The sequence below is a fragment of the Leisingera sp. S232 genome, assembly GCF_049800895.1.
Lineage (GTDB): Bacteria > Pseudomonadota > Alphaproteobacteria > Rhodobacterales > Rhodobacteraceae > Leisingera.
In genome coordinates this window covers 136,183-148,846 of record NZ_JBNAFX010000002.1, presented here as the reverse complement: position 1 = coordinate 148,846, position 12,664 = coordinate 136,183, and the positions used below count along the sequence as shown (strand labels likewise).

Below are 12,664 nucleotides of genomic sequence, written 5' to 3'. Positions count from 1 at the left end.
ATACATATTGAAAGCACGTCATGGCAACAGCAATTGTGGCCGCACGGCGCCTTGCGTCATTCAGCTGCAGCCAGTGCCAGCTCAACCGGCTCCAGCCCGTCTATGCCCCCACGCATGCGGTCGCCGCTGTGCACAGCCCCCACTCCGGCGGGCGTGCCGGTCAGAATCAGATCCCCAGGCCGCAGGTGGTAGAAGCCGGACAGATGGCAGATGATTTCTTTCACCGGCCAGATCATTTCGTCCAGCGAGGCGTCTTGCCGATTTTCTCCGTTCACCTCCAGCCAGATCCGTCGGCCAGACGGGCCGCCCCAATCCGCAGCTTTGGTCAAAGGCGCCAGAACCGTTCCGTTCTCCAGATCCTTACCCAGATCCCACGGCCGCTGTTTCTGCCGCTCCCGGATCTGCACATCGCGCCGGGTCATATCCAACGCGCATCCATAGCCAAAAACCGCCGCCGCCGCCTCTTCTATTGAAGCCCGGAACACCGGCGCGCCAATGGCCACTGCCAGTTCCATCTCATAATGAAAATTCTCAGTTCCTGGCGGGTAGGGCACGACTGAACCAGTCAGCACTGCATTTGCCGCTGATTTGGTGAAGTAGAACGGCGCTTCCCGGTCCACCTCATTGCCCATCTCGGCGGCATGGGCAGCATAATTCCGCCCGACACAGAAAATCCGGCCCACCGGATAACCAGCCGCCTTTCCTGACACCGGAACGACCGGCGTTTCCGGAAGCCGGAACAGAATATCACCCATCGGAAATTTCCTTTTTGCTGCGCGGCCTTGTGCTGCTTCTCAGGGCTGAGTCTTCATGCCAGAAGTTGAAAACCCCTGTTTGCCAGCAAACAATTTCAGATAATCTGTGGCAACTCCTATCTCATCTGATCTTTTGGCCTTGGACGACTTACTTGCATTCGCCCAATGACGACAGGACCCAACTTCCTGCGACCTCCAAGCACAAAGAAAGTCCGTTGGTTTGGTTGGAGACGGTTACTCAGCCGACTGCCCATCACCCATATAGAGCTTTTGCATATCGACAAAATATCCATTGTCTAGCCTGGCCCGGATCGCTGACCAACCCTCTGGGTTCCCCTGAACCGCGCGGTATAATTCTGCTGGAACCGTTATGTATTCGATACGTTCCTCCGAGGCCGTTTCCAGCCATGTGAAGATAAACTCATCCGTTTCTTCATCCACCTCGGTCAGGCGCAGCTCAATGCCTTCGGCCATTGGAACCGATGCGACGCTGCGCAGAATGTGCAACTTCATCATTTCGACAATGACGTCATCCAGGCCCAATTGCCTGACCAAAAGCTTCTCTCGAACTGCCGGCCAACCGAACGTCAAGCGAGCAGCCAGATCGCCCCCCACGTCGCGCGCAGCCGCTGGCGCACTGGCACCATAACTGGCGTCAAACAGCGCTTTGGCCTCATCTTCCAGCTGCAAGTGGTCGCGGAGACGGCTAGCGGGCATAGCGGCGATCCACTGGCCGCGCCCGGAGTCGAGGTAGTTGAACTGCGGCTGCAGGCGAAAGCTTTCGCCGCATTCGCCGCATTCGCAGTCCTGGAACCGGTTTTCGAGAATATCGTCACGCAGGTCGGGGCGACGGTCGGCGTTCACACTGCCCACGGCCATCATGATCACAGGCGCCTCGCAATTCGGGCACTGCAAGTTGACGGGTTGAAAAAGCGACATCGGTCAACAGCCTTTCAATGGGTCAGAGTTTCGACAGCCAGGCAACAGCGGGATGATTGGGTTTCAGCTTGCCGGAATGGTAGGCGGCATAAAGCTCTGAGAACCATTCTCCAGGGGCCCGGAACTGATATCCAGTCATCCCCTTGGCGCGCTCGCTCAGGAGATAGGAATTCCAAGTATTTGTATAGCTTTCCTGATACACCACGCCACCGATTGCCAGCTTCTTGGCTGTGGCCATACTCGACCAGGGTTTGGCCGGCTCTGAAGCCATGTCGACAAAGGCCTCGGCCTTGACACGCCGGGCGTCCCAATCCTCGTCCGAGCAGGTTTCGTCCGCGGGTTTGGCCGGTGCATTGATGCTTTTGTTGTGGGCCATGTATTCAAGGATATAGGCCTTGTCGTAGCTGAACTTGGTGGCAATCTTTTCGGCGATGACGGTGATGTCCATGCCATGTTCAGTCCAGCCGCCGTAATCCTTTTTGCTGCCGTTGCTCCGCATGAAGCCCTTTTTGTCGTCAACGGCATGGCCGACCTCATGCAAGGTGTTCCAGTTGAAATAGCTGATCGGCTCTTCGTTGGCAGGTTTACATTTTTCCAGTTCTGCCCGTTCCTCAGGCGTGGCGGCGTCTTCCAGACTGCCCACCGCATCGTCGCTGCCAAAGCCATAGTTGGGCGAAAGACCTGCATCGCCTTCGTGCATAACTATGCGTTTCTTGCTGTCCTGATACATTGAACCACCCTTGGCAGCTTCGTTGACGGCAAAGCTTTTCAGCGAGTCGTTGGTCATCGTGTGATCCAGCGGCAGATCCTGCATCGCCTTGTAGAAGGCAACGATATTGGGGCCTTTCAGATCTCCATCTGCAATCTCGCTGGCAGGGGCCAGGTTTTCATTGCTGAAGTTCTTGATATCGCAGCCGTAACGCTCCTTGAAGGCGACTTTGACCACAGCCCGCTGCGCTTCGGGTTCCAAATTGTCGATCATCGCGTCCAGTTCAGCGGTGCCATTGGGTCGCGACAGGATTTCCTGGATGTCTTTCGGCTTGGGCGGAGTATTGGCACGCATTTCGGCCATCACAAAGGCGCTGGTGCCAAGGGCGCGGGCCTCTTCCAGCAGCTTGATGGCTTGGGCCGGGTTTTTGGAAGCTGCCTGAGCTGCCGCATCGGCCAGTTTCTTGCGCATGGTGTCGATACTGGGTTTGATGGCATAACGGTGCTCGTGCTTTTCCAGCACTTCCAGACGCGGCTCCACCTCGGGTTTGGCGCGCAGTTCCTTATACTTCTTGTTGAGATCGGCGTGTTCCTGCGCCGTCTGAATGAGGACAATCGAACGTTCGATATCAGCGCTGACCTTGGCGTAGTCCTGGCCTGCCTTGGCCGCAGCCTCACAGTCGTTCAACAGCTTTTCAGCGGCGTCCAGATCATCCTTCACATAGGTGGATTCATCATCCCCCCGCACCGGTGCCACAAGGCCGCGGACGCGGGTGATTTCCTGCATGATAAAGACATACTGCGAGATCACTTCATTGGCGGTGTTGCAGGCATCCAGCGCAGCAAGCAGATGGCCCTTGGCGGTCTTGGCGTCGATCCCGTCCTTCTGGCAGTTTTCGATCTCCGAACTGGCAAGATCCAGCTTGGTCTTGGCCACTGCGGCGTTTTCGCGGCTGCCGACCCCTGCGATAGCCAGTTTCGCGGCCTGTACCTGAGGCCACCAGGGAGCGCTGTCCTGGTCGCCGCCGATAGCACCGTTTACGGCCTCAAGGATACCTTGGGTGCCTGCCGAGCTGATCGCGTCTTCTGCGGACTTGGCCACTTCTTCGGCCATGGTCTTGGCGGCAGCGTAGTTGCTGGGCGCCAATTTGACGAGGTTTTCGTATTTCTGTGACAGCCGGGTCAGCTGGGCCTGGATGGCATCGGCGTGTTTATGACCTGCTGCCTCGTCCAGTTTTGCCTTGGCGGCGGCCCGGGCAGTTTCATATTCTGATGACCCCTTGATCGAGACAAGCAGGGCCTTGGCTTCGTCAGTGATGGCTTTCAAGGCCTTGACCGACTGATTGTAGTCATTGTCGATCAGATCGGTGCGGGCGGTATCGAGCTTGGCGGCAGTCAGACGGTCTTCCAGCGCCTTGATCCGGTCCTCGGTGGCGCCGTTGCGTTCGGGCGCCAATGCGTCCACTGCTGCCTGTGCGTCAGTCACAGACTGGTTATAGGGCGCTGCAGCAGCGATCAGCAGTTTGCAGGCCTCGATCTTTTGATAGGCTTTCGCGAACATCCCATTTGCGGCGGAATATGTGTGTGCCGCCATCATCGCCTCGTATTTGGCGAAATCCGCGTCTGCCCTGGCGATCTGATGAACGCCGGCTTCCTTGCCCGGTCCAATCAGCGTGGCGCGAGGTGTCTTGAAATAGGGATTCACCCAGCCCATCACCGTCTTGACGGTAGCAAGATCACCGGCAGTGGGTTTTTCCCAGTCTGCCGCAGCCTTGGCTTTCTCCGCGGCCCCTTTGAAATCGCGCGCCGTCTGTTTGACAGTGCTTTCATCAATCAGTGCCTGGATTTCAGTCTTGCGGTGGGTCAGCTGGATTTCAACCGCGCCGCCTTCGGCGGTGATCGTGGCGATCGCGGCAGCGGCCTTGGCACGATCGGCTTTGATGGTCTTGAACAGCTCAGCGTCGGCGCGGGCCTGCTCCTCGACTTTGCGGGCGTCTCCGAGTTTTGCTTCGGCGCCCTTGTAGTCATAGGCTTCGGGTTTGATCAGGGCGTCAGCCTCGGCGGTCAACCGGTTGATGTCATCAATGTGGGGCTGAATGCAGGCGGTGTCGTTCAATGGTCCCAAAGCAGTTGCCTTGGCCGCCAGCGAGGTCTTCAGATCTCCATAGGCATTGTGTTGGTGGATCAGCACCATGGCCATCTTCAAATTTGAGATGGCGCTGTCCAAATACGCTCTGGCATCGTCGTATTTCTTGGCGGTTTTGGCCTTTTCCGCCTCTGCAGCCGGCAGTTGCGCCTTGGCAATCAGGGTGGTGAAGTCATTGCCGGTATCTGCGGCCACAACCTTGTCTCGGATATCGGTGAAAACCTTGAAGGCAGGATCCCACTTCTTGGCGAGATCATCCAGCGCTTTAGATCCTGCCAAGCCGTCAAGCTCGACCAAAGCTTCGGCAGAGGCTTTGGCATTGTCGATGCGTTTCTCTGCCTCGGCCAGCGTCTTGCTGCCAGCCGGGTAGTCGTGTTTCAACGCCAGGGCTGCAGCTTCGACCATCAGAGCCTTTGCATCTGCCACCATCGGTTCAGCCGGGGGCACGTTCTTCAGAGCGTCAATCTTGCCCTGAACCGCGACCCGCTTTTCCTTGTAGGCTTTGCAGGCATCGGCCCGGGCCGTGGTTGTGACCCAATCGCCCTGGGTGGCATCCAGCAGCGCCAGCGCCGCATTATATTTATGCAGCACAGCCTCGGCCTTGGCAGATGCCAGGTCGCCATCCATCTTCAGGATCATCACCTGGATACCCGAGGCGCCATCATGGTCCTTGAAGGTCTGCAGCTGGGTTTCAAAGGCTGCCAGCTTGGGTGCGTATTGCTGCACAACCGGGATTTCATTTTCCAGGAATTCCTTCAGCTTCCAGAATTTTCCCAGGTCTTCGAGCGACTTGCCGTAGTCTTTGGTGGTGGCAACATCCGCGCTGGTGTAGTAGCCGCCAAGTTCGGTCAGTTTTGCTGTGAGCAGCGCCTTGACGGGGGCTGCCAGACCCGCCCAATGGTCGACCCAAGCCTTGGCATTCGGCCGGGAGGCATCGTAGCTTTTGCGCTGCAGTTTGACCCGCTTACTGCGGGTGTTGACCTTGGCAATCTCTTCCAGCTTTTTGATGCCATCCTTGTATTTCTTGGCCGCCTTGTCCTGCTGGGCGCCGTCATAGAGCCGCTCCATCTCGCGGGCAGGATCATCCAGGGCCGGATCACCCGTGGTGATGCCCCGGTCCGCATCGGCCAGCGCCTTGCGGTCCGGGTCAAGCGCCATGAAATGGGCAAAGTCGTCGGCCATGACTTCAGCCTTGGCGATCTCGGCCTCGGCTGCCTTCAGCTCATCCGCAGCGGTTTTCAGATCATGCGTCTTGGCTTTGTCGATGGCAGCCGTGCGCAGACCGTTGATACGGGTGATTTCCGGGGCGATCTCGGGGGCTGCGGCCTTGGGGTGGCTGGTGAGCGGAACAATCCGCAAGTCGAAGATTTCCAGCGTTTTCTGAAATACAGTCTTGGCTTCGGTTTCGGCGGCAACCGCTTTTTCCAGCGCATCGAGCGCCTTTTCGCCTGCATCCAGCTTGGCGCCGCTGGCCTCCTCGGGCTTTGCCTTGGCCTGGGCAGCAAGCGCCGTGACCTTGTCGAGCGCAGCTTTCCATTTTTCAGGGGTCTGACTCACGGCATCCGGCATCATTGTATTGTAGGTCGTGACCGGCCCGTCCTTCAGTGCTTTGAGCGTGGCCTCTATCCGTGCAATCTGTTCTTCGACGGTGGTGTCCTCGGACGGCGGCGCGGCCTGTTCTGGGTCCTTGGCGGGGGCCGTTGGTTTGGCCGTTGTTACCGTATCGCCATCATCTGCTGCCGCCGCTTCGGTACTGGCAGGGGCATCTTCACTGCCGTCACTGGATTCCACTTCGGCCTTGCGGGCCTTGGAAATTGCCTGGGCCAGCGGTCCTACCGCCTTAAGAGCGCCCTCGTAGTCCGGCGGTACATTCGCAACCCGCGCCTTTACCTGTGTCCAGACAGTTTCGATTTTCCCTGACTGAGCAGTCTTCAGTGCCAGCACCTCCTCAAGCAGAGGCTCCAGCTTGGCCGCGGCCTGCTGCCACTTGCTTTCCAGCAAACTCTGCCGTTTGGCGCGGGCAACTGCATCCTGGGCGGCAGCTTTCATCTCCGCAGAAAGCTTGGCGACATGCTCCAGCGCGACGGCAAAACCGCTGCTCTCAGCCTTGGCTTGAATTGCCTTCCACATCGTCTCTGCCTTGGAAAGGTCGATACCGGCTATTCCACGGAGTTTGGCAAGATTGGCTTCCACCTTGGCAGCGGCGGTGTGCCACTTGGCTTCGGCTGGGTCCGGTTCTGAACCAGGTGCCGCCGGAGCCGAACCCGGGTCTTCGGTGGCTGTGTCGCCCATGGCCGCAGGCGCCGCTTGGGGAGCGTCAGCCGTGGTTTCGCCCTCGTCATCCTCTTCCGTCTCGACGACATTGCCATCAGGATCCAAGATGAGGATCTTGTACTTGAGCCCCACAACCATCAACATCTTCTTGGCCTTGCGGGCCATACCCGGCACGATTTTGCCTTCGACTGACAGTGACAGTTCTTTGCCGTCCAGTTTCAGCGTCCCAAAGGTGAACTGAGGCGTCTCTCCGTCGGACTTTGCCTGCTTTCCCAAAATCTTCGCGGCTTTGGTCTTATGTGTCAGGAATACCGAGTTTTCGATCTTTTTGCCAAAGCACAATCCAAAGGATAGTTCTCGTTTGCGCGCGAGCCCCATCTGTTGTTTGATTTCTTTTGCAGCGGCAGCATCAAGTGGCATGGGGCAAACTCCCAAGGCGAAAAAACAATAAAAAAACAGCAGGTTATACCTGCTCACTTACAAGCGTCGCATGGAAGCCGGATTCCAGCAAGATTTTTCTCTTGTCAATCTCCGTAGGCTGCGCAGACTGAAAACCTATGCGCTTCACAGTGAGGCGGTAATGAGTTTCCAATGGTCGGGATGCCGCGGATGAAGTGTTTGAGCACAGCCCGCACGATGTTTCTTACGGCGGTCGCAGGCACTTGCTGCGGGTTGGCACTGTACTCATTTGCCTCTGAAAACAAGACCGCACAAGGAGGAGGATTTCCTATGGCCTCGACTACGGTAGCAGATCTTGAAGGCGCCTGGCTCGTTCACAAGGTCACCAATGTCGACCTGACACCATTTGAAGACTTACGGTTCGATTTCGACGGCAACACACTATATGGCTCCAGCCCATGCCGGAGCTTTACCACCACCTTCGGGCCTGACCTGCAGAATCTGATGTTCGCCCCCTTTGAAATCGGGGGCGGGCTTTGCGATGAAAATTCCATGATTATTGAACGTGATTTCATGCAGCAGATCAGCATGGCCAACCGGATGGAAGTAGCTGCAGACGGACAGCTGGTAATGTACAATTTTGAGAAGCCCTTGCTTTGGGCAAAACCGTTGTCAGGCTAAATTGGCTTTCAGGTGCGGGCTGCCGAAAGTCTGCTTGATCGTCGGACGCATTCAACACAACAGCAGCAAGATATTTGACAAATTAGTACTGTTTATCAACAGACTGCATGGTTTGGATCTAACGCACCCAGACCTCTACCCTTCGGTTAGACTGACGACCCCACTCGCTGTCATCACAAGCCATCGGTAACACTTCGCCAAACCCTTCTGCTCGGAATTGCACGCGGCTGATATCGGCCGTTTCCGCCGCTTGGATCACTGCGTCGCGCACGGCACCGGCTCGTTTCAATGCGATTTCGCGGTTGCCCGCCGCAGGGCCAACACCATCGGAAAAGCCAGCAAACACCACCTCTTTTGCATCAAACTCTCCGGTTTCCAGTGCCTTGGCCAACTGCTCAATGTTGCTGCGAGAGCGTGCATCTGGGCGTGAAGACCCTGGTTCAAAACGGACCGAAACCGTCAGCCTCTGCATCCCGCGCAATTCGCTCAGCAGGCGCTGAAGCTCAGCCAGCCCCTCTTGCTTTTCCGCCGCTTCTATGGCGTTGGCCAGACGGTTGCCCTGCCGACTGAAGGGGATCAGCTCAGAAGCCTGATCGACAAACCCGGCACGTCGGATCACCGCCTGCGCTGCAGGACCGCGCACATAGGCCAGGAAATCTCGTGCCACTTTCGGCAGGCGCCGGGCCGGCAGATACAGAAACATCGGAACAGTCAGCGGATAGTCTTCGGTTTTCACTGCCCTGCGGCTGGCCTGCAGAGAAAACCCGCAAGGTCCGGTCAGCATCAGCACCCGGGCTGCTCCCTTCTCGGCATAGCTGGCTATGCCAATTGCAAAGGGGTCGATCAATACCCGCCGGGCCAGCGTGCTGCTGCGGTCATGGCGGTGGATCGCTGCGGTGAAACCGGCCCCGAATGGCTTCATCAGTTTATCTTCGACAGCCTGAGACAAGCCCGCCCCCGACACCGGCATATGGATCGACACAGGAGCATCAGGGCCGCCGAGATCCTGCCAATTGGTAATTCCCCCGGACAGAACGCGGGCAAGCTGCAGCAAGGAAATCTCGCGTACTGGGTTGCTTGGGGCGACTACCGGAACAATGGCATCCAGTGACAAAACGCGGCTGCGCCCCGCTGCGGTCAGATCTCCCAGCCCTGCAGCCTTTGCCCCCTTCCGCTCAAGAGGTCGAATTTCGCGCATCGCCATGGCAACATCCGCCTCGTCCGCGATCAGCGCCGCGAACCCTGCATCCGTATTGCTTGCGGTGAAGGTAAATCGTGCTGCGGGCTTTTGTCCGTTCAACAGCACGTGACTGAAGTTTCCCGCAGGCAGAGCCTCCCTGCGCGTCTGATACCCATTGCGCAATGCAAATCCCTCGATCAGCGCAGGCAGCAGGACTTCCGACATGGTGGAAGAGCCGGCAAAAGTCACTTCGGCTACAAACCCAGACAGGCTGGGGCATCCCGGCCCGTCGCAAGATACACCGGTGCCATCGACAGTCAGTTCTCCGAACTGCGTCTGCACCCGGTAGAACTCGCCATCGAACCCCAGCAGCGTTCCGGTGATCTCAACAGCACCATCCGGAGATGACAGAGTGACATCCTGAGCAGCAAGCCCACGCGCAAAGGTAGCCAGAAAAAGTGCGGCACAAGCGGCCGCACGAAAGAAGGTCATGTGAATACCTGAAATTACCGCAAATCAGTTGGCCGCAATCTTCAAGTCTTCCAGCAGATTATTCAACACCAGAAAGACATTCTGCGACTGCAATCAGACAGAGGCATCATCCACACCCCTGATACAAGGTTCGCCTCGGCACGCTGAAGGCCCACAGATGGGTTCAAGAGAAAGAAACCCTTGTCACAAGGCGCGAGCCTTCGCGGGCTTTCCAATGAACGCGGGCTTCGGAGTTCCGGGCGTTTGGGACACCCGGAACCGATCAGGTCAGGTCAGGCTGCCGTGGCAGTGTTTGAACTTTTTGCCGGAGCCGCAGGGGCACTTGTCATTGCGGGATGGATTTCCCCATGTCGCGGGGTCGTCCTCGACAAAACCAGGAGGTGGTGCCTCGGCCGGCGCGTCTGGAGCTGCAGGCTGCGCCGCCATTTGCTGCATTGCAGCTTGGCGTGCAGCCATTTCCATCAGCATCTGCTGCTGCTCTTCGTCAGTCATCGGACGCACGCGGCTAAGCTGCTGAGAAACTTCTTCACGCAAGGAATCGAGCATGTTTTCAAAAAGCTGGAAGCTTTCGTTCTTATACTCATTCAGCGGATCGCGCTGCGCGTAGCCGCGAAAGCCAACAACCGAACGCAGGTGTTCCAGCGTCAGCAGATGTTCGCGCCAGTTCTTGTCGATTGTCTGCAGCAGCACCTGTTTTTCGATGTTGCGCATGCTCTCTGGGCCAAAGGCTTCTGCCTTCTCGGCCATCATCTTGTCCGAGGCCTCGACCAGGCGCTCGCGGATCTGCTCGTCATCCACGCCTTCCTCGGCAGCCCATTCGGCCACTGGCGCGTCAATAGACAGCATCTCGCGGACCTGCTCCTGCAAACCTGCAGTATCCCACTGATCTGCATAGGTCTTGGGCGGCATATGGGTGTCGAGCAAGTCGTCGATCACCTCGTGGCGCATGTCGTCAACGATCTCCGAAAGATCCTCGGCTGCCATGATTTCGCGGCGCTGCTTAAAGATCACCTTGCGCTGGTCATTCATCACATCGTCGAACTTCAGCACATTCTTGCGCATATCGAAGTTGCGGCCTTCAACCTTGGCCTGGGCGCGTTCCAGCGACTTGTTCACCCAGGGGTGAATGATGGCCTCGCCTTCTTTCATACCCAGCGAAGACAACAGCTTGTCCAGACGTTCCGAGCCGAAAATGCGCATCAGATCGTCTTCGAGGCTAAGATAGAAGCGAGTCCGGCCCGGGTCGCCCTGACGGCCGGAGCGGCCGCGCAGCTGGTTGTCGATGCGGCGGCTTTCGTGACGTTCAGAGGCCATCACATACAGACCGCCTGCGTCCAGAACCTTCTGCTTTTCCTCTGCGTGCTTGGCTTCTTCGACGGCACGCAGTTCTGCCGGGTCGGCTTCCGGATTGGCGGCCAGCGCTTCCAGCACCTTCATCTCGACATTGCCGCCCAGCTGAATATCGGTGCCGCGGCCTGCCATATTGGTGGCGATAGTCACCGCGCCGAACCGTCCGGCATCCGCAACGATCTGGGCTTCCTGCTCGTGATGGCGGGCATTCAGGACATTGTGCTCGATGCCCTCTTGCTCCAGCAGATGGCTGAGAAGTTCCGACTTCTCGATCGACGTGGTGCCCAGAAGAACCGGCTGTCCCTTTTCGTGGGCAACCTTGGACTCCTTTATCATCGCTTCGTATTTCTCACGGGCGGTGCGATAGACCTGATCGTCCTCGTCCAAGCGGGCAATCGGTCGGTTGGTCGGAACTTCAACCACGCCCAGACCATAGATTTCAGCAAATTCTTCGGCCTCGGTCATTGCCGTGCCGGTCATGCCCGAGAGCGTATTGTACAGACGGAAGTAGTTCTGGAAGGTCACCGACGCCAGCGTCGTGTTCTCAGGTTGAATATCAACCTCTTCCTTGGCCTCGATCGCCTGATGGAGCCCTTCCGAGAGGCGGCGGCCTGCCATCATGCGTCCGGTGAATTCGTCGATCAGAACAACCTGCCCGTCGCGGACAATGTAATCCTTGTCCCTTTGGAACAATTTATGGGCACGCAGGGCCTGGTTCACATGGTGGACAACCGAAGTGCTCTCTGGATCATACAGCGATGCTTCTGCATCCAGCAGCCCATGGTCACGCAGTGTCTGCTCAAGGTATTCATTGCCATCCTCGGTGAAGGTCACACCGCGGGTCTTTTCGTCGATCTCGTAATGCTCTTCCGACAGCAGCGGGATCATCTTGTCGATGGTTGAATATAGCTCCGAGCGATCCTCCGCCGGACCGGAAATGATCAGCGGTGTGCGGGCCTCGTCGATCAGGATCGAGTCCACTTCATCGACGATGGCAAAGTTATGCTGTTTCTGGAACACCTGATCCAGCGAGGGTTTCATGTTGTCGCGCAGATAATCGAAACCCAGCTCGTTGTTGGTGGCATATGTGACGTCGCTGCTATAGGCCGCCATCTTCTCACCATCCGGCTGGCCCGACCAGATCACGCCGGTTGTCATGCCAAGCTGGGCAAAGACCTTGCCCATCCATTCACTGTCGCGTTTGGCCAGGTATTCGTTCACGGTGACCACATGCACGCCTTTGCCGGTCAGTGCGTTCAGATAGGCCGGGAACGTCGCCACCAGGGTTTTGCCTTCACCCGTCTTCATCTCGGAAATGTTACCCTGATGCAGGAACACCCCGCCCATCAGCTGGGTGTCAAAGGCGCGCAGGCCCAGAGCCCGCTTGGCGCCTTCGCGCACATTGGCAAAAGCTTCGGGCAGCAGCGCATCCAGGCCTTCTCCGTCCAATGCACGCTTGCGCAATTCCTGGGTCTTCTCGATCAGACCCTCATCGCTCAGCTTCGCAAACTCTTCCTCCAGCGCGTTGATCTGCGCAATCAGCGGCCGTGTCGCCTTGACTTTACGGTCGTTCGGCGTGCCGAAAACCTTTTTGGCGAGTGTTCCGAAACCCAGCATATCTACTCCAGCGATCCTATCTCAGGCCTTTGCATTGGGCAGGCTTGCCCGCCGTGTCTTCAACCCATAAACAATGGTGGAAAGACAGTCCTGCCAATGGCCTCAAGGCGATGTAAGCGGCAG

Annotated in this window: 6 protein-coding genes; 1 reads left to right on the top strand and 5 read right to left on the bottom strand. The window is 57.6% G+C overall.

Annotation, left to right across the window (positions count from 1 at the left end; translation table 11 throughout):
- Window positions 1-56: 56 nt before the first annotated feature.
- From ACP151_RS02225 to ACP151_RS02215, 3 genes are all read right to left on the bottom strand, one after another.
- Complete coding sequence (locus ACP151_RS02225; RefSeq protein WP_424977217.1) at window positions 57-755, bottom strand: fumarylacetoacetate hydrolase family protein; 699 nt, start codon at window positions 753-755, stop codon at window positions 57-59.
- Window positions 756-989: 234 nt separating this feature from the next.
- Window positions 990-1,694, bottom strand: a complete 705-nt coding sequence (locus ACP151_RS02220; RefSeq protein ID WP_424977216.1) for a CpXC domain-containing protein — start codon at window positions 1,692-1,694, stop codon at window positions 990-992.
- Between the two features lie 22 nt (window positions 1,695-1,716).
- Window positions 1,717-7,242, bottom strand: a complete 5,526-nt coding sequence (locus tag ACP151_RS02215) for a hypothetical protein (RefSeq protein WP_424977215.1) — start codon at window positions 7,240-7,242, stop codon at window positions 1,717-1,719.
- 309 nt (window positions 7,243-7,551) lie between these two features.
- Here ACP151_RS02215 and ACP151_RS02210 point away from each other — a divergent pair, with 309 nt between their 5' ends.
- Window positions 7,552-7,902: an META domain-containing protein gene (locus ACP151_RS02210; RefSeq protein ID WP_424977214.1), complete on the top strand. Its 351-nt coding sequence runs from the start codon at window positions 7,552-7,554 to the stop codon at window positions 7,900-7,902.
- Between the two features lie 118 nt (window positions 7,903-8,020).
- Here ACP151_RS02210 and ACP151_RS02205 read toward each other — a convergent pair whose 3' ends face one another.
- Window positions 8,021-9,574, bottom strand: coding sequence for a phosphate ABC transporter substrate-binding/OmpA family protein (locus ACP151_RS02205; RefSeq protein ID WP_424977213.1), 1,554 nt, complete (start codon window positions 9,572-9,574; stop codon window positions 8,021-8,023).
- A 267-nt stretch (window positions 9,575-9,841) separates the two neighbouring features.
- Window positions 9,842-12,541, bottom strand: coding sequence for a preprotein translocase subunit SecA (gene secA, locus ACP151_RS02200; protein WP_424977212.1), 2,700 nt, complete (start codon window positions 12,539-12,541; stop codon window positions 9,842-9,844).
- Window positions 12,542-12,664 lie beyond the last annotated feature (123 nt).

Coding starts and splice junctions, on each gene's coding strand:
- ACP151_RS02225 (WP_424977217.1), bottom strand. CDS start 755: ATGGGTGATATTCTGTTCCGGCTTCCGGAAACGCCGGTCGTTCCGGTG.
- ACP151_RS02220 (WP_424977216.1), bottom strand. CDS start 1,694: ATGTCGCTTTTTCAACCCGTCAACTTGCAGTGCCCGAATTGCGAGGCG.
- ACP151_RS02215 (WP_424977215.1), bottom strand. CDS start 7,242: ATGCCACTTGATGCTGCCGCTGCAAAAGAAATCAAACAACAGATGGGG.
- ACP151_RS02210 (WP_424977214.1), top strand. CDS start 7,552: ATGGCCTCGACTACGGTAGCAGATCTTGAAGGCGCCTGGCTCGTTCAC.
- ACP151_RS02205 (WP_424977213.1), bottom strand. CDS start 9,574: ATGACCTTCTTTCGTGCGGCCGCTTGTGCCGCACTTTTTCTGGCTACC.
- secA (WP_424977212.1), bottom strand. CDS start 12,541: ATGCTGGGTTTCGGAACACTCGCCAAAAAGGTTTTCGGCACGCCGAAC.